This is a genomic window from Halomarina litorea, from assembly GCF_024227715.1.
GTDB classification, from domain to species: domain Archaea; phylum Halobacteriota; class Halobacteria; order Halobacteriales; family Haloarculaceae; genus Halomarina; species Halomarina litorea.
The window spans coordinates 2,132,503-2,155,340 of sequence record NZ_CP100448.1; the positions used below are offsets into that span (position 1 = coordinate 2,132,503).

The window sequence follows — 22,838 nt, forward strand, 5'->3', positions numbered from 1 at the left end:
CCGCGGGCCGACGGGGGGGACGCGATGAGCCTCGACGACGACGCACTGGAGTACCACCGACGCGACCCACCCGGCAAGATCGAGATCAGCACGACCAAGCCCACGAACACCCAGCGAGACCTCTCGCTGGCGTACTCGCCGGGCGTGGCCGCCCCCTGCCGGGAAATCGCCGACGACCCGGACGAGGCGTACACGTACACCGCGAAGGGGAACATGGTGGGCGTCGTCTCGAACGGCTCCGCCGTCCTCGGCCTCGGTGACATCGGGGCGCAGGCCTCCAAGCCGGTCATGGAGGGGAAGGGCGTGCTGTTCAAGCGCTTCGCCGACATCGACGTCTTCGACATCGAACTCGACGAGGACGACCCGGACCGTCTCGTGGAGGCCATCAAGATGATGGAGCCGACGTTCGGGGGCATCAACTTAGAGGACATCAAGGCCCCCGAGTGCTTCGAGATAGAGGAACGCCTGCGCGAGGAGATGTCCATCCCCGTCTTCCACGACGACCAGCACGGCACCGCCATCATCACCGGGGCGGCGCTGCTCAACGCCGCCGACATCGCCGGCAAAGAGATAGAAGACCTCACCGTCGCCTTCTCGGGGGCGGGGGCGGCCGCCACCGCGACGGCGAACTTCTACGTCTCGCTCGGCGTCCCCCCGGAGAACATCGCGATGTGCGACATCGACGGCGTGCTCACGACCGACCGCGCCGAGGCGGGCGACCTGACCCCGCAGACCGAACCCTTCGCCGTCGATACGCCCGAGGATGCGGGGCTGTCCGACATCATCGAGGGACGGGACGTGTTCGTGGGGCTGTCGGTGGGCGGCATCGTCTCCCAGGAGATGGTGCGGTCGATGGCCGACGACCCCATCATCTTCGCGATGGCCAATCCTGACCCCGAAATCACCTACCCCGAGGCGAAAGACGCCCGCGAGGACGACGTCATCGTCGCCACCGGGCGCTCGGACTACCCCAACCAGGTCAACAACGTCCTCTGCTTCCCGTTCCTGTTCCGGGGGGCACTCGACGTGCGCGCCACCGAGATCAACGAGGCGATGACGGTGGCGGCGGCGGAGGCGCTGGCGGACCTCGCGCGACAGGACGTCCCCGACGCGGTGCGGAAGGCCTACGGCGACCAGCCGCTCCAGTTCGGCCCCGACTACATTATCCCCAAGCCCGTCGATCAGCGGGTGCTGTTCGAGGTGGCGGGGGCCGTCGCGGAGGCGGCCATGGAGTCGGGGGCGGCGCGGCGCGAACTCGACCTGACCGCCTACCGCGAGCAGTTGGAAGCGCGCCTCGGCAAGTCCCGCGAGATGATGCGCGTCGTCCTCAACAAGGCCAAGAGCGACCCGAAACGCGTCGTCCTCGCGGAGGGCGACGACGAGAAGATGATTCGCGCCGCCGTCCAGATGCACGAGGAACGCATCGCCGAACCCATCCTCGTCGGCGACCGGCGGGACATCGAGCGCACCATCGACCGACTCGACCTCGGGGTGTTCCCGACCGTCGTGGACCCCGACGAGCAGAGCCTCGCACCCTACGCCGACCGGTTACACGAACTCCGAAAGCGAAAGGGCATCACGCGCGGCGAGGCGTCGGAACTCATCGAGGACGGCAACTACCTCGGGAGCGTGATGGTGGAGATGGGCGACGCGGACGCCATGCTCACCGGCCTCACGCACCACTACCCGACGGCACTCCGCCCGCCCCTGCAGGTGGTCGGGACGGCCAGCGACACCGACTACGCGGCGGGCGTCTACATGCTGACGTTCAAGAACCGCGTCGTCTTCTGTGCGGACGCTACGGTCAATCAGGACCCCGACGAGAACGCGCTGGCGGAGGTGGCCCGGCACGCCGCCGGGGTCGCCCGCCGGTTCGACGTGGACCCGCAGGTGGCGCTGCTGTCGTACTCGGACTTCGGGAGCGTCGACAACGAGGGAACCCGAAAGCCGCGCCGGGCGGCCCAGTTGCTCCGGTCAGACCCGGACGTCGATTTCCCCGTCGACGGCGAGATGCAGGCCGACACCGCGGTGGTCGAGGAGATGCTCAACGGCACCTACGAGTTCTGTGACCTCGACGAACCCGCTAACGTCCTCGTCTTCCCCAATCTGGAGGCAGGGAACATCGGCTACAAACTCCTCCAGCGCTTGGGTGGGGCCGACGCGACGGGGCCAATGCTCGCGGGGATGGACAAGCCCGTCCACGTCCTCCAGCGCGGCGACGAGGTCAAGGACATCGTCAACCTCGCCGGGGTGGCGGTGGTCGACGCACAGGAGCGAGAGTAGCGCGGTTCGAGTGACCGAAGGGCACGAGAACCGCGACCGATGCGAGCGAGGAGCGGTGCGACCCGCGAGCAGCGTGGTCGAACGAAGTGAGACCGCGGAAGAGCGAGCGGCGACCAGCGGGAGCCGTGAGTAGGGCGGTCCGAAACGGGCAGCGACTCCACGAGTCCACGGAACACCAGCGAGCGGACACGAGGGAGAGGAGTAGTGACTCGTAGGGTGGCGAACAGGCGACACGCTCCGCCAACGGGCCGACGTGTCGCACACCCTCGGGCGACGCCGACGGTGCCGGGGCGCGACGCCCCGCCTACTCGGACCGACCCGTCACGTCAGTCAGACCACGCCGTCGGGGGCCCCGTCTTCTGACATAACGGCTCGCGCAGAATCCGCCGTCACCCGCCTGCTTATCCCTCCGCCGTCCGGTCCACGACCATGGACCTCATCCACGTCCGACTGCACGTCGCGGACGCCGACGAGAGCGCAGACTGGTACGTCGAGCAACTGGACTTCGAGCGCTCGTGGGAGTTCGAGAGCGACGGCGCGCGCCACGTCTACGTCGCCGACGGCAACGGCTTCGAACTCCAGTTGACCGACGAGGAGGGCGTCGACGTCATCAGCGAGGCCGACCAGTTCGACCACCTCGCCATCGGCGTCGAGGACGTCGACGAGGCGTTCGAGGACATCGAGAACCACGGCGTCATCAAGGAGCCGGCCGACCAGCCCGCGGCGAGCGCGCGCACCGCCTTCCTCGAGGACCCTGACGGCCACGTCGTCGAACTCGTCCAGCCGCTGGACGACTGAGGGAAGCCCCTTCTTCGACCCTGTTTCGCGGCGTCCACCAAGCGCCCGGTCCAGTCAGGAAGGGGACCGGAGGCGAGTATCCTACCGTCCCGGGTCGAGTTCCACCCGCACCGACGCGCCGCCGTCCACCTCCGAGAGTGCGCTCACGTCGTCGATTCGCGCGACGACGTTCACCGGCGAGGCGGCCCGCGGTTCGTCGCCCTCGCTCGCGGGCGTCGGCCCCCAGAACAGACAGAGCACCGAGCCGCCGGGCCAGTAGGCCACACTCCCGACCTCGACGGCCTCGCGGCCGTTCTCGGTGGGTACGTCGACCGGCACGTCGAAGTACAGTTCGTCGCCCCAGCGAGAGGCGTCACCGGCGAGAGGGAGTGCCTCCTCGATGGCCGCGCGCGTCTCCGGGTTCTCGTCGGTCCACCGCGCGGTCAGCTGTCGGCCGTCGACGGTGAGTCTGAGGTCGGACATCGCCGGAGCGTCGCGGGCGAGCGTGAAAAACAGTCGGCAGTCGTGGGCGGCGTTACTTCCCGAAGCCGAGCACGGACGCGACGCTGGCGGCGACGGACTGCGACTGGGCCGAGTTCGTCGTCGCCACCGGTTCGCCGTCGATGGCCGCGGCGACCATCTCGATGGGGTGGGGCGGCAGCTCCTCACCGGGCCGGTCGCCGAGCTGGGAGCGACAGGACGCGCCGGGGGCGGTCACCTGCTCGCCGTCGCTCGTCTCGACCTGCCGGAAGAGGATGCGGCCGATGGCCTGCGAGATGTCGTAGTGTTCGGCCTCGTAGCCGAACGACCCGGCCATCCCACAGCACCCGGAGTCGAGGGGGTCCACGTCGTAGCCCGAGCGTCGGAGGACGCCGACCGCGTGGTGGTCCTTGTTCGTGGCCTTCTGGTTGCAGTGGCCGTGGTAGGTCAGCGACGTCGCGGAGCCGGCGAAGTCCATCTCCTCGTCCAGCCGGTGCGTGTCGATGTACTCACAGACGCCGTAGGCGCTGCCCGCGACGTCGACCACCTCGTCGCCGGTCAGCAGGTCGAGGTACTCGTCCTGGAACATCACGGCGTCCGAGGGTTCGATGAACACCACGTCCCAGCCGTCCGCGACCCGGGCGTGGAGGGCGTCCACGTTGTGCCGGGCGCGGGCGCGGGACTTGTCGAGGAAGCCCTTCGAGTGGGCCGCCCGACCGGAGGGACCGACGTCGTCCGGGATGGCGACGTGACAGCCGGCGGCTTCGAGTGCCTTCACCGCGGCCTTGCCGGGTGCGGGGTAGCTGTAGTTCGTGTACGTGTCGGGGAACAGCAGCACCTTCTGCTCGGCGTCGCGGAGCGGGACGGTCGACCCGCCGCGGGCCTCGAGCCAGTCTTCCAGCGTGTCGCGCGTGAAGTGTGGGAGTTCGCGGTCGGCGGCGATGCCGAGCGTGTCCTCCATGAACTCGCGCGCGCCGGGCAGTTTCGGCGCGAGGTTCGCCAGCGGCGCGAACGTGCTTCCGAGCTTCGAGAGGGTGTCTATCTCCGCGAACATCCGCGAGCGGGCGCTCGCGCCCTTCTCCTTGTGGTACTGGTGTTTGACCTCGGTCTTCAGCTTCGCCATGTCGACGCCCGTCGGGCAGTCCGATTGACAGCCCTTACAGCCGACACAGAGGTCGAGAACCTCCTCCTGGAACTGCTCGGAGTACATCTCCTCTTCGGGAATCTCGCCGGAGATGGCCGCGCGGAGCATGTTCGCCCGCCCGCGGGTGGTCTGAATCTCCTCCTTGGAGGCGCGGTAGGTCGGACACATCGTGTCCGTGGTCGTCGTCCGGCAGGTCCCACAGCCGTTACAGAGTTCGACGAGGTGCGAGAAGCCGCCCTCGTCCGAGAAGTCCATCGTCGTCTGCGGTTCGAGCGACTGGTAGCCCGTGCCGTAGCGGAGGTTCTCGCGCATGTCCGCGCCGACGCCGCGGTCGCCCTCCGGCCCGACGTCCTCGGGGCCGTCGCGGTAGACGACGTTGCCGGGGTGCATCTGCCAGTCGGGGTCGAAGGCGGTCTTCAGCTCCTTGAACGCCGTCCAGAGCTGGTCGCCGTACATCTTCGGGTTGAACTCGGTGCGGGCCATCCCGTCGCCGTGCTCGCCCGAGAACGACCCGTGGTGCTTGAGGACGAGGTCGGTGACGTCCTCGGTGATGGAGTGCATCTTCTCGATGCCCTCGCCGTCCTTCAGGTTGAGGATGGGCCGGATGTGGAGTGTCCCCGCTCCGGCGTGCGCGAAGTACGCCGCGGAGGTGTCGTGGTCCTCCAGCACCTGCTCGAACTCCATGACGTACTCGGCGAGTTCCTCGGGCGGGACGGTGGCGTCCTCGATGAACGGGTAGGGCTTGGGGTCGCCCTGCAGGCCCATCAGGAGCGGAATCGCGGCCTTTCGGAGCTTCCAGAGTTTGTCCTGGTCCTCCTCGGTGTACGCTTCGAGGACGTCGAAGGCGTCGCCGCTGTGGACGAAGTGGGCGTTGGCCTCCGCGACGGCCTCCTCGAAGTCGTCGCAGACCTCGGAGTCCCACTCCAGCATGAGGGCGGCGGCCGTCCCCTCGGGGATGGGTTCGGCGTACTGGGCGTACTCGGTCGATTCGAGGGCGAGGCGGAACACCTCGTCGTCCATCAGTTCGACGGCGCTGGCCCCGTGGTCGAGGGCCTCGGGGACGGCCTTCATCGCGTCGACGAGGTTCTCGAAGCAGTAGAGCGCGAGCGCCGTCTCCTCGGGTTTCGTCACCAGCGAGACGGTGGCCTCGACGACGGTGCCGAGCGTCGCCTCCGCGCCGACGAACAGTTTCGAGAGGTTGATGACCTCCTCGCCGTCGTCGTTCTCGTAGACGACCTTGTGGAGGTTGTACCCCGAGACGGAGCGTTTCAGGGTGGGGAACTTGTCCTCGATCTCCTCCCGATTGTCCTCGACCAGTTCGCGCGTGGTCTCGTAGATGGCAGATTCGAGCGTGTCGCGCGAGACGATGTCGTCCCACTCCTCGGAGTCGAGGACGACCTCGCGGGTGTGAATCAGGTCGCCGTTCGCGAGGACGACGCGCAGTTCCTCGGTGTAGGCGTCGGTGATACCGTAGCGCACGGAGTGTGCGCCGGTCGAGTTGTTGCCGATGCCGCCGCCCACGGTCGACCGGCCCGACGACGCCGGGTCGGGGGCGAACTTCAGCCCGTACTCCGCGAGTTCGTTGTCGAGGTGGTCCTGCACGAGACCGGGCTGGACCGTCGCCAACTGTTCGTCCGGGTCGATGTCGACGACGTCGTCCATGTGCCGCGTCATGTCCATGACGATGCAGCCGGGACCGACCGCCTGTCCGGCGAGCGACGACCCGGTGCCGCGAGGCATCAGGGGGACGCCGTGCTCGGCGGCGACGCGGGCCGTCGACTGCACGTCGGCGGTGTCCATCGGGTACACCACGCCGGCGGGCCGGGCCTGGTAGATGCTCCCGTCCGTAGCGTACAGGATCTGGGCGTACTCGTCGAACTCGACGCCGCCTTTCACGTCGCGGCGGAGGTCCGCCGCGAGGTCGCGATACTCCTCGACGTCGGGGCGGTCGTGCCCCAGGGAGTCCGCAGACGTGTTCAAATCGTCAGGGTCGTAGTACCGGTCCTCGACAGCCATGACTGGACCCACAGGGTCGATAGGGTTAAACTTGTGGTAGCGATTGACATTCGCGGCAATCACCGTTCAGTAGCACACTTTTCGCGGCAACGGTATCCCCTATCTTCGGTAATCTACATTATCGTTGGATATGTATCGAACGGGTATCGGTACCAGTCACCGTGGTGAGGAGCGCCACGACGCTCGGGTGGGAGAACCGGCGGGACGGGAGGGTTAGTCCTCCTGCCAGTCCCAGCCGACGCTCGCCTCGAAGGCCCGTCCGGCCCCGAGGACCGTCGCGTCCTCGAAGCGCTCCCCGACGAACATCAGTCCGACCGGCAACCCGTCCGATTCGCCCGCGGGCACCGAGATGGCCGGGTGGCCCGTCACGTCGAACGGCGCGGTGTTGTCGAGCATGTTCAGTGCGCGCTCGATGACCTCCAGTCGGGTGAGGTGGTCGCGGCGCTCGTGGGCCGTCTGCGGCGTCGTCGGCATCGCCAGTACGTCCACGTCCGCGAGCGCCTCGTCGTACCGTTCGGCCAGTTCGCGAGCGAGGTTCTGTGCCTTCGCGTAGTAGCGCCCGTGGTACTGCTCCGCGAGGTACTCGCCGAGGACGAGCGTGAGTTTGAGCGTCGTCAGGTAGTCGTCCGCCCCCGCTCGACGGGCGCGTCCGAACGTCTCCGCGAACTGCGTGTCGTAGTGGCCCTTCCCGAAGTGACCGACGCCCTCGTCGCGGACCAGCGCCCGCGTCTCCTCGATGACGACGCCGTTCCAGATGGCGAGGCCGTCGTCGTGCATCGGGACGGACACCTCCTCGACCGTCGCCCCTGCCGCCTCGAAGTCGTCCAGTGCATCCTGTACTCGCTCGTCGACGCCCTCCTCGCTGGCCTCGTGGCCGAACCCCTCCGCGAGGACGCCCACGGTCACGTCCGAGGGGTCGTCGCCCAGGCCGTCGAGGTAGCCGCCCGCCTCCGTCGGGACGGCCCCCTGTCGCGGGTCGTCGGGGTCCTTCCCGGCGATCGCGTCGAGGACCCGCGCGCAGTCCGTGACGTCCCTCGCCATCGGCCCGACGTGGTCGTAGGTGTGGCCGAGGCCGACGACGCCCGTGTAGGGGACGAGACTGTGCGTTGGTTTGTGGCCGACACCGCCGCTCCACGACGCCGGGATGCGGATGGACCCACCCTGGTCGCCGCCGATGGCAACGTCCACGTCGCCGTTCATCACGGCCGCGATGGAACCGCTGGACGACCCGCCGGCGATGTGGTCCTCGTCGTGCGGGTTGAGGACGGGACCCGTCGCGGAGAGTTCCCCGCTCCCCGAGAACGCCATGTCCTCCATGTTCAACTTGGCCGTGATGGTCGCCCCCGCCTCCAGCAGTCGGGTCACCACCGTCGCGTCGCGTTCGGGGACGTACCCGTCGAACAGCTTCGACCCGCAGGTCATCTCGACGCCCGCCAGCGAGACGTTGTCCTTCAGACCGACCTCGTACCCCGACAGCGGTCCCGTCGAGGCCCCCGGAACGCGGCACTTCCTGACGACGGCGTTCAGCGGGTCCTCCTCGTCGTCGGGCCGGTAGCCGGGGTCGCGCTCCGTGAACTGGCGGTCCTGCGTCGGTTCCGGCAGTGCGTCCAGTCGCTCGTATCCGTCGAGGGTGCCCTCGATGGCGGCGGCGAAGTCCTCCACCTCGGCCTCCGAGAGCGACATGAAGTGGGTCGCCGCGTGCTCGCGAATCTCCTCGGGCGTGGGCGGCCTGACGTTCGGTGGGAGTTCCGTCATACGGTCACACGTGACGAGGCCCGCGACAAAACCCTAGCTCCCCGACAGGAGAATTACTCGGGCGAGAGAACTTGGTTGCGGAGGTCGGTGTACGACCCCGTCCCGGCCACCCGCCGGAGGTTCTCCGCGACGATGTCGGCCAGTCGCTCGTAGTACTCCGGGGTGTGGCCCGAACTGTGTGGCGTGAGGAGGACGTTCGAGAGCGTCCACAGGGGGTGGTCCTCGGGGAGGGGTTCGGGGTCGGTCACGTCGAGGGCCGCCCCGCGGATCTCGCTGCCTCGAAGCGCGCTCACGAGTGCGTCGGTGTCGACGACGGGACCACGGGCGACGTTCACGAGGACGGCGGAGGGCGGGAGCGTCTCGAAGGCTGCCCCGTCTATCATCCCGCGCGTCTCGTCGGTCAGCGGGCAGGCCAGCACGAGGTAGTCGGTGCGGGCGAGCGCCTCGTGCAGGTCGTCGGAGCCGAACACCTCGTCCGTCGGACCGCCCTTCTCGGGACTGTGGCGGACGCCGAGGGTGGTCACGTCGAACCCCGAGAGACGGCCGACCACCGTCTCGCCGATTCCCCCGAGGCCGACGACGGTGACCGTCGAGCCGGTCAGTTCGTGCGACTGCATGTGTCGCCACTCGCGGCGTTGCTGGCGGCGCCACGCCTCGGGGAACCGCCGGGCGAACGCGAGAATCGACCCGACGACGTGTTCGGCGATGTTCGGCCCGTGGACCCCCGAGGCGGTGGTCACGGCGACGTCGCGCGATTCGAGGGCGTCGACCGGGAGGTGACCGTAGCCGGCGTACGCACACGCGAAGTAGCGCAGGGCGGGGGCGTCGGCGAGCAAGTCCGCGTCCAGCAGGCGACCCGTCGCCACCGGGGCGTCCGCGAGCAGTTCCCGTTCCTGTGCGGGGGTGTAGCCGACCCGAATCTCGTGGTCGGGGAGGCGTTCGCGCAGGGCGTCTGCGTAGTCGTCGACGGGCATCCCGTGGACGCCGTCGCGGAGGACGACGACATCGGGCGTCTGACTCATGCGGGGCGCTTCGCCCCCACCCCACATAGTCCCCGACGGCCGCGACGAGGCTTGCCTCCCGCCCGCCGACCGCCGCGACGGGAAACCGCTTTGTACCGGCACCCGGTAGCGCACCCCATGCCAGCGGAGGAGTTCGAGGAGGGGTTCGTCGGCGACGGGCGGAAGAAACACCTCACCGTCGTCACCAGCGACGGTCGGCGCCACGAACACGGCGAAGTGTACCTCAAGCACTCCGTCGACGCCTTCGTCGTCTCGCCGGACTTCGAGTTCCCCGACGACGACTCCCACCGCTACGCGAAGGCGGACCTGTTGCGCGCCGAGATAAAACAGCACCACTCGGCGTGTTTCGTCACGACGGCCGCCGCCGGCGAGGGACCGACGCTCGACGCCCTCCGGGGTTTCCGCGACGGGGCGATGACGCCGACGGCGACGGGCCGGGCGCTGGTCGCCGTCTACGAGCGCGTCAGTCCCCCCATCGCCACCACCATCGCCGAACACCCCGACTCGCGGACCGCCCGGACGGTCCAGTGGCTGGTCGAGCGCTGTGCCACGCTGGCGCGTCGCCGAGAGGCGCAGTCGGGACTCGCCCGGCGTGCCCTCTCCGTGCTCCTGACGCTCCTGTACGTCGTCGGGGTGGCGCTGGCGCTCGCCGGGCACCTGCTGATTCGCGTCCGGGAGCGAGTCGAGTAGGTCGAGTAGCCCGGTCAGTACCGGACGAAGAAGCGCGCGAGGCTCTCTCTGAGCGAGAAGCCGACGCCCGACTTCCGGTCGACGGCGAAGCCGTGGCGCTCCCCGCAGGCTTCGAGGGAGGCGACGAACTCGTCGAACTCGTCCTCGTCGCCCTCGACGTCGTGGAGGCGGTAGGCGTGGGGCGGGCGTTCGGTGGTGTGGACGGCGAGGCGGGGCCGGCCCGTCCGCCCGCCGTCGTGGACGACGATTCGCTCGACGGCGGGGTAGCCGTACCAGAAGACGGTGTCGGCCTGCAGGAGCACCTCGTCGACCCCGTGGATGTCGAAGATTCGGCCCATCGCGTCTGCCTCGCGTTCGTGTTTCTTCATCCCGAGGCCGAACATCGGCGTCAGGTAGGCGTACTCCGCGACGTGGAGGCCGTCGTCCGCGAAGAACAGTTCCGCGAGGCGCAGCGGGAACGACCCGGTCATCCCGAAGTGGACGTGCAGGTCCACCTCGATGTCCGAGGTGGGCAGGTGCTCGAACTCCTCCGGTTCGGGGTCCGCGCCGAAGTCGCCGGGGTCGGTCCCGCGGGAGGGTTCGTCGTCCCCGGCGTCGGAGGGCGGCGAGTCGCTCACGCCTCCACCTCCTCGCCGCCGAAGGCGACGCGGGCGAACAGCAACGCCCCAGCGACGAACAGCAGTCCCAGTGCGAGGTCGACGGCGAGGAGGACGTAGATGCCGGCGGCGATGCCGAGGATGGTCATGACGGCGGCGAAGCGAGTGCGCCACGAGTAGGTGGCCCGCCCGTTCCCGACGGTGTCGATACCCCCCTCGCGCCCCTGGAACCGGCGCTCGCCAACGTAGGTGAGGACCATCAGGCCGAGGGCGACGACGACGACGGCGGTGCGGGCCTCGACGGGCACCGCCACGCCCGTCCGGGAGGCGAGCGAGAGCGCGGCGATGACGAGCAACCCGCCGAGGTACACCACCAATCGGTGGGCGACCAGCAGTCCCAGCGCTCGCGCTCTCGCGTTCATGACCGTTCGCTTCGCACCGCCAAAGAAAAAGCCTCGGGTCCGCCGATTACGAGAGGAAGCCGGACGCCTCGTCGGCACCGGCGACGGTTCCACTCGCGTCCATCTTCGCCCGCGCGGAGACGACCATCACGTAGATCTGGACGAGCAGGAATATCGCCCAGAGGACGTAGCCGCCCGCGTTGCTGCTGACGACGTCGACCGTCGTCTGCATGATGGGGAAGCTCAAGTTGTAGTCGGGGTTGTTCAGCACGCCGCCGATGAGCAGGACGGTGAAGTAGCCGAAGAAGCCCGTCGCCCACCACATGGCGACGACGCGGCCCCACCCGGGCTGGGTGTGTTCGGGCAGTCGCGTCGTGTTCAGGATGGTCGTCAGGGCGTTGTACGGCCACATCATCGCGCCGGCGATGGCCGCGCCGATGACCAGCAGGAGCCACGGCTGACCGAACCCTTCGAGGGTACCGCTCGCGACGATGATAGCGATGCCCCAGAGGGTGAACCCGGCGAGCAGTCCGAGGAACACCTTCGAGAGGTCCCAGCCGGCCCGGCGGCCGTACCCCTGGAAGAGGATGTCGACGCTGTTGCGGACGAACGCCTCGACGATGGCGTACTGGGTGCTGAACAGCGCGACGAAGATGGTCGCGTACAGCATCGTCGCCGTCAGTCCCGGCAACTGCGGGATGACGACGTTGAGCCACATGTCGATGCCGCCGTCGAAGGAGGCGCCCTGTGCGAACTCCATCGAGATGGTCATCGCCACCGTCGCGACCACGAGGAGACCGATGACGAACGTCAGGAAGTGCTCGCGCTGGGTGACCTTCCACCAGCCACGCCAGCGCTTGAGGTTCTTCTCGGTCGGTTCGAAGCTGTAGCCGTCGTGGACCTCCTCGGGGGTCGCCCCGCGCAGGGGGTTCTTCACGCGACCCTGGTAGGTCCCCATGCCGTAGCCCTTCTCGCGGGCCCAGACGCCCTGTGCGAGGTTGATGTACCCCCCGGCGCCCGCGTACGCGAGGCCGCCGAGGAAGGTGGCGATGTCGAGTTCGTCCGCGGGCGGCAGGGTGCCGAACTGCACGGCACCGGCCGGGACGTTCGCCAGTTGGCCCGCCGACCCCACGATGAAGATGAGGACGACGGCGAACAGGATGGCGAGGAACATCAGGCCGATCTGTATCTTCTCGATGATGTTGTACATCACCGGGCCGGCGAGGTACGACAGGAAGATGACGACCATCGACACGACGCCGATGATCCACCAGTCCCCCGTCGGGACGATGCCGGTCCACGCTGCGAACACCTCGGCACCGCCCGCCGCCCACCCCGGCCATCCCAGGTGGAAGAACCCGGCGACGAGGAAGAACCACGGCCAGACGGCGTGGATGCGGTCGTAGCCGCGGAAGATGCTCTCGCCCGTCGCGATGGTCCAGCGCTGCAGTTCCGTGTTGATGAAGAACTGCGTCAGTACGCCGATCCAGAACGCCCAGTAGAGCGCCCAGCCGTAGTCGGCGATGATGGTCGGCCAGAACATCGTCTCGCCGCTGCCCAGCGACGCGCCGAGCATGATTGCGCTCGGCCCCACGATGTGGCTGACCTTCGGCACCTTCGGCAGGTCCGTCACCTTGAACCGCCCGAGCCGTCCGGTCTTCGGGTGGTCCGCGTTCTGTGGTGCCGACTCCAGGCTCTCGTAGTTCTGGTCGCGATAGACCGACTCCCGATACTGTTCTCCGACCTCCGCCGTCGTGTAGATGTCGTCGTCCTCGCTGACGACACCCCCGTCGGTTTCGACGTCTGTTTCGTCCATTGGTGTATCGCCCGTCATGTCATCACACGTCCGTCATTTGTCGCCCCGTACCGTGCTACCACGGGACTCGTCCCTAGGTATCTACTACCAGTCAAAAATCTAGCGGTGGCTGCAACCCACAAACTGACAGAAACAAACAACGTTTCGGGTGGGCGAGAGGCGCGCACATCCCTCCGGGGTGTTATCCCCGTGGGTGAACTAGTGACGGTATGACACTCGCCGGGCTCGCGCTCACCCGCGCCATCATCGTCGCCGCCGTCCTCCTCGCGCTCCTGTTCGTCCAGCAGGGGATGTACACCGTCGCGGCCGTGTTCGTCGTCTCGCTGGCCGCCTACGCCTACCTCCTGCAGTACGGCGACCGACCCTTCGAACAGCGCATCTGAGCGGGCCGGGGCACCCCGGTTGTCGGTCCACCGTGGGTCCGGACGGGTCGGTTCCCTGAGGTGAAGTCACGCCGTTTAAGTCCGTTGCCCCGGGGCTATGGGTATGCAACAGGTGGACGTGGCCGTCGTCGGTGGCGGCCCTGCCGGGGCCTCGGCAGCACGGGCGGCGGCAGTGGAGGGTGCGGACGCGGTGGTCATCGAGAAGGGGGTGCCGCGGGCCGACCGCGAGGGACTCGGTCCCGACTCGACGGACGCCGCCGGCATCCTCGACTACTGGGTCGACCTGATGGACCTCGACGAACCCATCCCCGAGTGGGTGAAAGCCCGCGAACTCCACGCGACCGAGTTCATCGGCCCCAACGAGTCGTTCACCATGGAGTCGACGGGCATCGAGTCCTCTTACCCCAACTTCGGGTTCACGATGCACCGCACGAAGTTCGACGATTGGCTCCGCGTGCGGGCGGAGGACGCCGGCGCGGAGTACCGCGTCGGGACGGCCGTCAGCGACGTGGAGACGGACTTCATCGACGGCTCGCACGTCCTCACGCTCCGCGACGGGTCCCAACTGGAGGCGGAGTACCTCGTCCTCGCGGACGGCCCCCAGCGCACGGTGACCAGCAAGGTGCTCGACCCCCTCCTCCCGGACGGCTCCGTCGAGAACCTCGCGTCCACGCGGGCCAACCACATCGCCTACCAGGAATTCCGGGAGTTCCCCGAGGAACTGTTCGAACCCGACCGGCTCAAGTTCTGGTGGGGCTATATGCCCGGCCACACCGCCTATCCATGGGTGTTCCCGAACGACGGCACCGTCGCCCGCGTCGGCCTCACGATGCCCATCGGTCTCGACCTCTCGACGGTCGAACACCGCGACGAGTACGCCCTCATCGACCCTGAGGACGAGCGCATCCCGCAGGGGAAGGTGTACATCCGGCGCCTGCTGGACCGCCTCCACCCCGAGTACGACCTCGATGACTTCCCGCTCGTGACCGACCGGGGGAAACAGGGCGGCACCGAGACGTACCCCATCTCCTCGACCCGACCCATCGACTCCCCGACGGCCGCCAACATCGCCGTCGTCGGCGGCGCGATGGGCGCGACCAGCGCCTTCCACGAGGGCGGCGACCACGTCGCCGTCCGGACGGGGAAGATCGCCGGGCGACTGGCCGCCCTCGGTGCCCTCCGCGCGTACAACGACGAGTGGAAACGCGCCATCGGCGAGGAGGTCCGACGGAACGTCGGCCTCTCGGAACTCGTCCGAGGGCACGGCCCGCGCGACTGGGACCGAACGTTCGCCACCGCCGACAAGATCCTCCGTCGCGGCACCGACTACGGTCTCGCGAGTTCGCTGATGGCGGGTCTCTCCGGGGCGCGCCTGTTCGGACGCTACCGCCGCATCAAGTTCGGCCTCCGGAGCGACCGCTACGTCCAGATCCGCGAGGACGCCTACGCGGTGTAGGGACACGCTTAACCGGAGCAGTCGTCTACTCCGGGTGCGTACCACAAGTCCCCGCCCCGAGTAGACCCGACAGGGTGCAATGAGGGTGCGGCGAACCCTGGTGCGCGACAGTTCGAGGCGACGGTGCCTCCGCCTGGCCGGCGTAACCGGCGCGGTACTTCGAGGTCCCGACGGACCTCGCGCTTCGGCGGCTTGCGCCATCACCAGAAATCGAAGATGTCTGGTTGGCTCGAGAGACGCTCCGCGTCTTTCGGCCGCCTCAGCATCCGGTCGCGCGTAGCGCGACCCGCCCGGCACGAGGGTTTCCCGACCGACGCGGCACGCCGCCACGGGATGAGGTCGGACGTTAGTGTTCCGGGCGACACTCACGCTTCGACAGCGACGGCGTCGGGGTCTTCGGACCGGCGACTTCACTCACGGGGTTCCCGCCGGAGGTCGAACCGCTCCCGCGAGTACCGGTCGGAGCCGTCCTCGACGAGACAGTAGCCGTAGGCGTGGGCTTCGTCGCTCGGGTAGACGTGCAGCGACCGACTCCTGACGGGACTGTAGACGGCGTGGACGCCGTTGACCCGCGGGTCCACGACGGCGGCGTCGCCGGGGCGGGCCACCGTCGTCCCGAGGGGCGTCAGTTCGTACAGACCGTCGCTCACCGGGTCGGCCCGCATGTCGACGACTGCGAGCAGGCCCTCCACCAGCACCTCGAAGCACGGACGGCCGTGGTGTTCGTGGGGGAGCAACGAGAACCCCGGCGGCCACTCCATGAACCGGACGACGTGTCGCCCCGGGTCGCCGACGACCCTTCGACGGGTGTACGACCCCGGCGGCGCGGGGTCGGTGGCGACGCCGTCGAAGAACGCCGGGTCCCGAATCGCCGCCTGCAGGAGGGCCGGACCCCGGCCGACGAAGGCGTCGTCGCCCTCCTCGAGGAGGCACCCCAGTCGCTCGTAGCACTCACGGACGACCGGGTTCGCGTCGACGTACGCCTCGGAACTCATCTGTGTACTACGCCGTGACAGGAGATGAACTCGCCGGCCTCACGGCGGCGACAGCGGCCCACAGACGGCGGCGTTCGGTGGAGCCGAGCGAGTCGACGTGGGGTACGTCGGCCTCCGCGGGGACGAGTGGCGAGAGCGCCGGGGCGCCGCGTCCGGCTAGGCGACCGGTTCGCCCGCCGTCTTCGCCTCCAGTTCGTCGAGGATGGCGACTTCGGGCGTGCCGAGGACGCCCGCCTCGTGCATCCGCTCTCGGAGGTCCTCGGATTCGAGGAACGCCCGCGCGTTGTCCCCCGTGTCCCACTCGAAGAGAATGACGACCTCGTTCGGGTCCTCGAACGTCCGGAAGAGCCGATAGCCCCGTTCGCCGCCCTCCGCGCGGACGCCCGCGTGGTCGTCGAAGTAGGGTTTCCACCGCTCGTAGTCCTCGACCGTGTGCCTGATGAGTACGTTCACCATCGCGAATCGCGGGTACGATAGGGCATCGGAGGAGATAACACGTACCGTGGGACGTCGAGTTACAGTGCCACGATGACGCTCCCGGCCGGAAGTTCGTCGCGGCCCGGAGAGCGTCATTCGTCCGGTCAGGATCCCGGTCAATTGACGTGTGTGCACTTTGTAAGAGGAGACGATGACAACGGTAGCGCTCGACGACACGACGCTGTGGTACGACGAGACTGGTGAAGGACGGCCGCTGGTGTTCGTCCACGGGGGGTGGAGCAACGCTCACGCCTGGACCCCGCAGGTCGAGTCGTTCGCCGACGAGTACCGGGTCATCCGACTCGACGTCCGGGGACACGGTCGGACGGGCGCGACCGACGAGGAGCGCTACTCCATCGACCTCTTCACGGACGACCTCGAACGCCTCCTCGACCACCTCAACGTCGAATCACCCCTCCTCTGTGGCCTCTCGCTCGGTGGGATGGTCGTCCAGAACTACCTCGACCGCCACCCCGACCGGGCGGCCGGAGCGCTGCTCGCCGGACCGGTCCGTTCGATGCCACCGGTCGACATGCCGACGTGGGTGAAGCCCTTCTGCTCGCCCCTGCCGGCGCTCGCTGGCTCGCTCGCGACGATGGGGTCGGAGGCGACGTTCCGGTCGATGCTCGCGGGGATCACCGTGACGACCGGTAGCCGGTGGCTCTCCATCGACCCGTCCGTCCGGCGGGCGGCGATAGCGACCGCCGGGGAGGTCGACCCCGACGAGTTCCACAAGGTGTTCGCGGCGCTCTACCGGTTCGACCCGCCGGACCTCTCGCACGTCGAGACGCCGGTCGCGCTCGTCTTCGGCGACCACGAGGCGCCGCTGGTCAAGTACCAGGGGCGACGGCTCGCGGCGGAAGTGGGCGCGTCGGTGACGGAGATTCCCGACGCGGGCCACCTCGTCAACCTCGACGCGCCGTCCGCGTTCGACGAGACGCTGGCGGACCTCCTCGCCGACCTCGACGCGCCACGGGCCGGGGCGGCGAGCGACTGACGGGACGGCGGGAGTCGGCGCTTCGCACGACCGCACCGCTCGCGACTCCGGGGGCATCGGCGCGCCCCTCTCGGCCCCGCTACCGGTCGCCGTCGAAGTCGTCGAACCAGCCGTTCACGACGCCCTGGAGCGCCCCCGTCGTGCTCCCGAGGTTCAACAGCCGGTAGCCGTCCGCCACCTTCCGGTTCACGTCGTCCATGCCGAACCCGAGACCGCCGAGGGGGACGTCCGCCTCGACGGCGGCGGCGCGAACCGTCTCGACGGCCTCCTCGACCTCCGAGTGGTCGAGTTCGCCGGGGTGGCCGTACGAGACCGAGAGGTCGAACGGGCCGACGAAGACGAAGCCGAGTTCCGACACGTCGAGGATGGCGTCGATGTCGGCGACCGCCTCGCGGGTTTCGATGGTCACGCCGACGACCGTCTCGCGATCCTCGCCCGCCACGTAGTCGTCCGCGAGACCCCAGCGCCGGGCGCGGGGGGCCGCGAGGCCGCGCTCGCCCGCCCCACCGTCGTAGCGGAACCGCGCGGACTGGACCGCCTCGCGGACCTCCTCGGCCCCCTCGACGCGCGGGAGGAAGAGGTTCCTGACCCCCAGGTCGAGGGCCTTGCGGACGAGCGTCGGCTCCGTCGTCGGCAGGCGCGCCAGAATCTCGGTGCCCGTTCGCTCCGCGGCCCGGAGGAGGTCCTCCACCGCGGGGCCGTGCCAGGGACTCGGGCCGCCGTGTTCGAAGTCCAGCCAGACGAAGTCCAGCCCGAGTTCGCCGTAGAACTCCACGAGCGTCGGACTGTACGCGTTGTCGAGGACGCCGAGGGCGACGTCCCCCCCGTCGAGTCGCTCCCGCAGGCCGTTGGTACTGGTCCCGTTCATGTTCCTACAGACACAGGAAGTGACGAAAAGCGTGCCGGCGGTTCTCGAACGGCGCTACAGTCCCGCGACGAACTCGCGGAGTTCCTCGTTGAACCTGTCGGGGGCCTCCCAGAACGGACTGTGTCCGACTCCGCCGTAGTAGGACGTCTCCGCGGTGGGGATCCGTCGGGCGTGGTCCTCTGCCGCGTCCGGGAGGACGACGACGTCCTCCTCGCCGTGTGTGACGAGGACAGGCACGTCGACGGCGGCGAGGTCCTCGTCGTGGACTACCTCTCGGCTGTGGAGACCCTCCCTGACGTACGGGGGGACGACCACGTTGTATCCGAGGGCGAAGTAGAGGTCCTCCTCGTCGATGCCTCCGGCCACGCAGCGTTCGACGAGGCTCCGTACCGCTTCGACGCTCTCGGCGGTGTCCGTAGACTCGAAGCCCGGGACGAGTTCGAGGAACGCCTCGCCGATGACCGCGGTCGCCTCGTCGGTGCCGAGTTTCGAGATGGCACCGACGAGGTTGATTCCCCCGAGGTCGTCGTCACCGTACTCGCCGAGGTAGTCCGAGATGACCAGTCCCCCGTAGGACCACCCGACGAGAACGGGGTCGTCGAGGTCCAGCGTCTCGATGACCGCCCGGACGTCCTCGGCCCACAGCGAGGAGTCGCCGTAGGCGTCGCGGGGTTTGTCCGACAGCCCGTGCCCACGGTTGTCCATCGCGAGGAGACGGAACTCCTCGGCGAGGTCGGAGTTCATCTGGTTCGCCCACGCGTGTCGGGACTGCGAGTAGCCGTGGACGAACAGTATCGGCCGTCCGCCGGGGGACCCGGTCTCGTCCACGTGGATGTCGATGCCACTACCACCTGCCACAGTATGTTGTTTCATGACAATCACCACGAACGGAGGTCGGCTACCACATAGTAGTTCGGTGGTCGAGGTGCTATCGACCGATACGGCGGGCCGCGCTCGGTCCCTCAGAACCCAATCTTCCGGCAGGAGTCGAAGCGGTCGTCGGAGAGGAAAACTTGTCCGTCGCGCACCTCGACGAGGATGGCGTCGAGCGACTGGCCGCGACAGGGACCGCGGGTACAGAAGCCCTCGCCGCGGACGAAGCGCGCACCGTGTTTGTGACAGACGATGTGGTCGTCGGTCACCCGCGCGCCGAAGCCCTCGTCGAGGCGCACGTCCGGTTCGTGCGGGCAGGAGTTGCGCCACGCCAGCGCCGAGTCACCCTCGCGGCGGACGATGAACTCCGTCCCGCGCCTGCCCGCGCGGGCCTCGTAGAGCTTCGTCCCGTCCTCGGGGAGGTCGTCGAGAGGGGCGACGTACCGGGGGTCGTCGCTCGGGTCCCCGGGACCTCTCGCGTCCTCGTTCGGGCCGTCGTCGCCCGCTCCCGTGTCGTCCCCTGTGGACGTCCCGATGTCGTCGACCGCGAACCGGAAGGTGGCGTCTCCGGCGCGGACCGTGCCCTCGGTGTCGTGGACCGTGACCGTCTCGTCCTCGTCGTCGGTCGTGACCGAGACGCGGATGCCCTCGCGCATACTCCCCCTATTTTTCGGCGGGCCTAAAAGATGCTGTCGCTGCGCGTGCGCCCTACTCGTCGACCTCGATTTCCGCCTCCACCTCGATGGTGAGGCCCTCGGCTTCGAGGACGGCCTCCGCCGTCTTCCTGTCCTCGACTTCGAACTCCAGTTCGTCGGTGTCCACCTCGACGTCGACTTCGACCTCGACGCTCACGTCGCGTTCGGTCGTCTGGTCTCGGTCCTCCGTGTCACTCGTCCCCTCCATCCCGTCAGTCTCGTCCATGTCCCCCTTTCCCGCCGTCCGAGCAAAGGGGTGACGGAACCCGCGGCCGTCGCCGGGGAACCGCGAGCGGTTTAGTGATCCGCCGCGTACGCCCACCAGCGTCGCCCATGCGTCACCAGACCTACGGCAAACTGGCCGTGCTGGCGTTCGCTCTCGTCCTCGTGAGCTTCGTGATTCTCGGATTCACCCGTGCAATCGTGGGTTTCAGGACGGCGAGACTGCTCGCCGCGCCGACGACGCTGCTCGCGGCCTCGCTGGTCTGTCTCCTCTTCGTCCGCGGCCTGCTGGCGTGGTCGGGCCTGCGCCCGCTGGAGTGAGTCAACGGGTCGTTTGACCCACCTCAAACGGGGGTTTGTCCCATCCGAGGCGACAGTCCGGGAGGCTCAAAGCTCGCTTTGAGGCATGGGAAGGGGTTTATCTGCCTGTGCGATAGGGACACACGATGAGTCTACTGCCGCTCCGGGGCGAGTCGGTGGCGGAACCCGACGAGCCGTGGGTGGTCGGGCTGGACGACGAGAACGCCGACGAGACGTTTCAGGCGCTCTCCTCCTCGACGACGCGCCGCGTCCTCGCCTTCCTCTACGAACAGCCGTCGACGCCGGCCGAGATCCGCGACGAGATCGGCACCTCGCTCCAGAACGTCCACTACCACCTCGGGAAACTGGAGGACGCCGACCTCATCGAGGGGGCCGGGACGGGCTACTCCGAGAAGGGCACCGAGATGACGGTGTACGCGCCGACCAGCGAGGCCGTCGTCCTGTTCGCGGGCCGGGAGTCACAGCGTTCCGCGCTGCGCTCGCTCCTCGCGCGCGTGTTCGGCGTCGTCCTCGCACTCGGCCTCGCCACCGTCGCCCTGCGAACGTACCTGCAGGGGAGCCTCGGAGGTCTCACGGGCGCGGACGGGGACGCCGGGAGCGCCGACACCGCGCCGACCGAGTCTGGGGACGGAGGGGGCGGCATCGGGGCGCAGGACGTCGACGGCGGCGGGGCCGCACAGGCCACCGCCGAGGCGACGCGAACCGCGAGCGAGGGGGCCGTCGACGCCGCGATGGCGCTCGATCCCGCGCTCGCGTTCTTCCTCGGGGGATTGTTCGTCCTCTGTGTCGGCCTCGGCGTGCTGTACGCCACCCGGTAGCGCGGGTCGGAAACCGTTTTCAGCGCGCCTCCCGCAGTCGGCGTATGGAGATTCAGGAACTGGCGGACCTCGGTCCCGACGCCCGGCGCGCGCTGTTCGAGCGCGACGCGGGGGTCGAGGACGCCGCCGAGACGGCCCGCGACATCGTCGACCGGGTCCGGACCGAGGGCGACGTCGCCCTCCGTGAGTTCGCCCGCGAGTTCGACGACGTCGAGGTGGGGAACCTCGACATCGCCGACGAGGTGGAACGCGCCGCCGAGGAACTGGACGAGGACCTCCTCGCGCACGTCGAACGGGCCGCCGCGAACGTCCGGGAGTTCCACGAGGCGCAGGTGCCCGAGGACTGGCGGCGCGAGTTCTCGCCGGGCCGCGAACTGGGCCGACGCTTTCGCCCCATCGAACGCGTCGGCGTCTACGTCCCCGGCGGGGCGGCCGCGTACCCCTCCAGCGCCCTGATGGGCGTCGTCCCCGCCAAGGTCGCGGGGGTGGACCACGTCGCCGTCTGTACGCCCCCCGCGGACGAACTGAACCCCGCCACGCTGGCGGCCATTCACGTCGCCGGGGCCGACGCCGTCTACCAGGTCGGCGGCGCACAGGCCATCGGCGCCCTCGCCTACGGCACGGAGACGGTGTCGAGCGTCCAGAAGATCGTGGGGCCGGGAAACCGCTTCGTCACCGCCGCGAAGGCCGCCGTCCGCGGCGACGTGGAGATCGACTTCCTCGCCGGGCCGAGCGAGGTGGCCGTCCTCGCCGACGGCACCGCGGACCCCGAGCTGGTCGCCGCCGAACTCGTCGCGCAGGCCGAACACGACCCGAACGCGTCGGTGGTCGCGGTGACGGACGACACCGACCTCGCGGAGGCGGTGGTCGAGGAGGTAGACGAGCAGGCTGCGGAACGCGACCGCGAGGACACCATCCGCGAGGCACTCGCCAACGACGCCAGCGCCGTCCTCCTCGCGCGGTCGATGCCCGAGGCGGTGCTGTTCACCGAGGAGTACGCCGCCGAACACCTCGTGATACTCGCGGAGGACGACGAGGCCCTCCTCGAACGCATCACGAACGCCGGGAGCGTCTTCCTCGGACCGCACACGCCCGTCGCGGCGGGCGACTACGCCAGTGGGACGAACCACGTCCTCCCGACGGGCGGCGGCGCGCGCGTCACGGGCGGCCTCTCCGTGGAGACGTTCCTCCGGTCGACCACCGTCCAGCGGCTCTCCGAGGAGGGCCTGTCGGACCTCCGGGAAACCGTCACCGCCCTCGCGCGGACGGAGGGACTGGACGCCCACGCCGAGAGCGTCGAGAAGCGCTTCGAGTCCGGCGACGGCGAGTAGTCGATTCAGAGCCGTCGTTCGTACACCGACCCCCACTCCTCGTAGCCCTGCTCTCGTAGAACAGGCGGGCCACGTCGCGGTCCGCCCCGGTCGCCAGCGCCACGAGATCGCAGCCCTGCGCTCTCGCCCACGCCTCCACGTGGTCGAGCAGCAGTCGCCCGTGGCCCTCCCCCCGGTGCGGGTGGGCGACGACGAGGTCGTGGACCCAGACGTGCCGCTCGCGGTGCAGGACGGACCGGACCGAGACGCCCGCGAGGCCGACGATTTCGCCCGACAGCGTGCGCGCGAACAGGTGGTCGTCCTCGAAGAACGACCGATACTGCTCGGCGGTGAGGTGCGGGAAGAGGTCCCGCATGACCGGCAACCCCCGCTGTCGGTCGGCCTCGGTCCTGAGTTCCGTGACGGCGGCCATACCGGCGTGA

Annotated in this window: 23 protein-coding genes; 9 read left to right on the forward strand and 14 right to left on the reverse strand. The window is 68.9% G+C overall.

Annotation, left to right across the window (positions count from 1 at the left end):
• Positions 1 to 24: 24 nt before the first annotated feature.
• Positions 25 to 2,283: an NADP-dependent malic enzyme gene (locus tag NKG96_RS11700; protein ID WP_254535128.1), complete on the forward strand. Its 2,259-nt coding sequence runs from the start codon at positions 25 to 27 to the stop codon at positions 2,281 to 2,283.
• Between the two features lie 429 nt (positions 2,284 to 2,712).
• Positions 2,713 to 3,081 carry a VOC family protein gene (locus tag NKG96_RS11705; RefSeq protein WP_254535129.1) on the forward strand — a complete coding sequence of 123 codons (369 nt, stop codon included), beginning with the start codon at positions 2,713 to 2,715 and terminating at the stop codon, positions 3,079 to 3,081.
• Positions 3,082 to 3,162: 81 nt separating this feature from the next.
• On the opposite strand, the gene NKG96_RS11710 is transcribed toward NKG96_RS11705, so the two are convergent.
• From NKG96_RS11710 to NKG96_RS11725, 4 genes are all read right to left on the reverse strand, one after another.
• Positions 3,163 to 3,543: a cyclophilin-like fold protein gene (locus NKG96_RS11710; RefSeq protein ID WP_254535130.1), complete on the reverse strand. Its 381-nt coding sequence runs from the start codon at positions 3,541 to 3,543 to the stop codon at positions 3,163 to 3,165.
• Positions 3,544 to 3,595: 52 nt separating this feature from the next.
• The gene (locus NKG96_RS11715) at positions 3,596 to 6,700 is read right to left on the reverse strand and encodes an FAD-binding and (Fe-S)-binding domain-containing protein (protein WP_254535131.1); all 3,105 of its coding nucleotides are present in this window, start codon (positions 6,698 to 6,700) and stop codon (positions 3,596 to 3,598) included.
• Positions 6,701 to 6,913: 213 nt separating this feature from the next.
• On the reverse strand, positions 6,914 to 8,455 hold the full coding sequence (locus tag NKG96_RS11720) for an amidase (protein ID WP_254535132.1): 1,542 nt from the start codon (positions 8,453 to 8,455) through the stop codon (positions 6,914 to 6,916).
• Positions 8,456 to 8,508: 53 nt separating this feature from the next.
• The gene (locus NKG96_RS11725; protein WP_368409252.1) at positions 8,509 to 9,477 is read right to left on the reverse strand and encodes a D-2-hydroxyacid dehydrogenase; all 969 of its coding nucleotides are present in this window, start codon (positions 9,475 to 9,477) and stop codon (positions 8,509 to 8,511) included.
• Positions 9,478 to 9,594: 117 nt separating this feature from the next.
• On the opposite strand from NKG96_RS11725, the gene NKG96_RS11730 reads away from it, so the two are divergent.
• Positions 9,595 to 10,167, forward strand: a complete 573-nt coding sequence (locus tag NKG96_RS11730; protein ID WP_254535134.1) for a CFI-box-CTERM domain-containing protein — start codon at positions 9,595 to 9,597, stop codon at positions 10,165 to 10,167.
• A 14-nt stretch (positions 10,168 to 10,181) separates the two neighbouring features.
• On the opposite strand, the gene NKG96_RS11735 is transcribed toward NKG96_RS11730, so the two are convergent.
• Genes NKG96_RS11735 through NKG96_RS11745 form a run of 3 tightly spaced genes read right to left on the reverse strand, consistent with a single transcriptional unit; the run spans position 10,182 to position 12,998 of the window.
• Positions 10,182 to 10,784, reverse strand: coding sequence for a hypothetical protein (locus tag NKG96_RS11735; RefSeq protein ID WP_254535135.1), 603 nt, complete (start codon positions 10,782 to 10,784; stop codon positions 10,182 to 10,184).
• Complete coding sequence (locus NKG96_RS11740; RefSeq protein WP_254535136.1) at positions 10,781 to 11,185, reverse strand: hypothetical protein; 405 nt, start codon at positions 11,183 to 11,185, stop codon at positions 10,781 to 10,783. Before NKG96_RS11740 ends, NKG96_RS11735 begins: the two co-directional genes overlap by 4 nt.
• Positions 11,186 to 11,231: 46 nt before the next feature.
• The gene (locus NKG96_RS11745; protein WP_438267352.1) at positions 11,232 to 12,998 is read right to left on the reverse strand and encodes an Nramp family divalent metal transporter; all 1,767 of its coding nucleotides are present in this window, start codon (positions 12,996 to 12,998) and stop codon (positions 11,232 to 11,234) included.
• Positions 12,999 to 13,189: 191 nt separating this feature from the next.
• On the opposite strand from NKG96_RS11745, the gene NKG96_RS11750 reads away from it, so the two are divergent.
• Both NKG96_RS11750 and NKG96_RS11755 read left to right on the forward strand, forming a co-directional pair.
• Positions 13,190 to 13,363, forward strand: a complete 174-nt coding sequence (locus NKG96_RS11750) for a hypothetical protein (RefSeq protein ID WP_254535138.1) — start codon at positions 13,190 to 13,192, stop codon at positions 13,361 to 13,363.
• Positions 13,364 to 13,466: 103 nt separating this feature from the next.
• Positions 13,467 to 14,819, forward strand: coding sequence for an NAD(P)/FAD-dependent oxidoreductase (locus NKG96_RS11755; protein WP_254535139.1), 1,353 nt, complete (start codon positions 13,467 to 13,469; stop codon positions 14,817 to 14,819).
• A gap of 410 nt (positions 14,820 to 15,229) precedes the next feature.
• Here NKG96_RS11755 and NKG96_RS11760 read toward each other — a convergent pair whose 3' ends face one another.
• Positions 15,230 to 15,814 (reverse strand): cupin domain-containing protein, encoded by a 585-nt coding sequence (locus tag NKG96_RS11760; protein ID WP_254535140.1) that lies wholly within the window; start codon positions 15,812 to 15,814, stop codon positions 15,230 to 15,232.
• A gap of 156 nt (positions 15,815 to 15,970) precedes the next feature.
• The gene (locus NKG96_RS11765; protein ID WP_254535141.1) at positions 15,971 to 16,270 is read right to left on the reverse strand and encodes an antibiotic biosynthesis monooxygenase; all 300 of its coding nucleotides are present in this window, start codon (positions 16,268 to 16,270) and stop codon (positions 15,971 to 15,973) included.
• Between the two features lie 172 nt (positions 16,271 to 16,442).
• On the opposite strand from NKG96_RS11765, the gene NKG96_RS11770 reads away from it, so the two are divergent.
• Complete coding sequence (locus NKG96_RS11770; protein ID WP_254535142.1) at positions 16,443 to 17,288, forward strand: alpha/beta fold hydrolase; 846 nt, start codon at positions 16,443 to 16,445, stop codon at positions 17,286 to 17,288.
• 79 nt (positions 17,289 to 17,367) lie between these two features.
• On the opposite strand, the gene NKG96_RS11775 is transcribed toward NKG96_RS11770, so the two are convergent.
• From NKG96_RS11775 to NKG96_RS11790, 4 genes are all read right to left on the reverse strand, one after another.
• A complete protein-coding gene (locus NKG96_RS11775) occupies positions 17,368 to 18,156 on the reverse strand; it encodes an HpcH/HpaI aldolase family protein (RefSeq protein ID WP_254535143.1) in 789 nt (262 codons plus the stop codon).
• A 54-nt stretch (positions 18,157 to 18,210) separates the two neighbouring features.
• Complete coding sequence (locus NKG96_RS11780) at positions 18,211 to 19,029, reverse strand: alpha/beta fold hydrolase (RefSeq protein ID WP_254535144.1); 819 nt, start codon at positions 19,027 to 19,029, stop codon at positions 18,211 to 18,213.
• 89 nt (positions 19,030 to 19,118) lie between these two features.
• The gene (locus NKG96_RS11785; RefSeq protein ID WP_254535145.1) at positions 19,119 to 19,685 is read right to left on the reverse strand and encodes a Rieske (2Fe-2S) protein; all 567 of its coding nucleotides are present in this window, start codon (positions 19,683 to 19,685) and stop codon (positions 19,119 to 19,121) included.
• A 52-nt stretch (positions 19,686 to 19,737) separates the two neighbouring features.
• The gene (locus tag NKG96_RS11790; protein WP_254535146.1) at positions 19,738 to 19,950 is read right to left on the reverse strand and encodes a hypothetical protein; all 213 of its coding nucleotides are present in this window, start codon (positions 19,948 to 19,950) and stop codon (positions 19,738 to 19,740) included.
• Between the two features lie 107 nt (positions 19,951 to 20,057).
• Between NKG96_RS11790 and NKG96_RS11795 the strand changes: the two genes are divergently transcribed.
• From NKG96_RS11795 to hisD, 3 genes are all read left to right on the forward strand, one after another.
• Positions 20,058 to 20,267 carry a hypothetical protein gene (locus tag NKG96_RS11795; RefSeq protein ID WP_254535147.1) on the forward strand — a complete coding sequence of 70 codons (210 nt, stop codon included), beginning with the start codon at positions 20,058 to 20,060 and terminating at the stop codon, positions 20,265 to 20,267.
• Positions 20,268 to 20,392: 125 nt separating this feature from the next.
• Positions 20,393 to 21,085, forward strand: coding sequence for an ArsR/SmtB family transcription factor (locus NKG96_RS11800; RefSeq protein ID WP_254535148.1), 693 nt, complete (start codon positions 20,393 to 20,395; stop codon positions 21,083 to 21,085).
• 44 nt (positions 21,086 to 21,129) lie between these two features.
• Positions 21,130 to 22,416, forward strand: coding sequence for a histidinol dehydrogenase (hisD, locus tag NKG96_RS11805; protein ID WP_254535149.1), 1,287 nt, complete (start codon positions 21,130 to 21,132; stop codon positions 22,414 to 22,416).
• Here hisD and NKG96_RS11810 read toward each other — a convergent pair.
• Positions 22,334 to 22,828, reverse strand: a complete 495-nt coding sequence (locus NKG96_RS11810; RefSeq protein WP_254535150.1) for a GNAT family N-acetyltransferase — start codon at positions 22,826 to 22,828, stop codon at positions 22,334 to 22,336. The two genes, hisD and NKG96_RS11810, sit on opposite strands and share 83 nt — an antisense overlap.
• Positions 22,829 to 22,838: the final 10 nt, after the last annotated feature.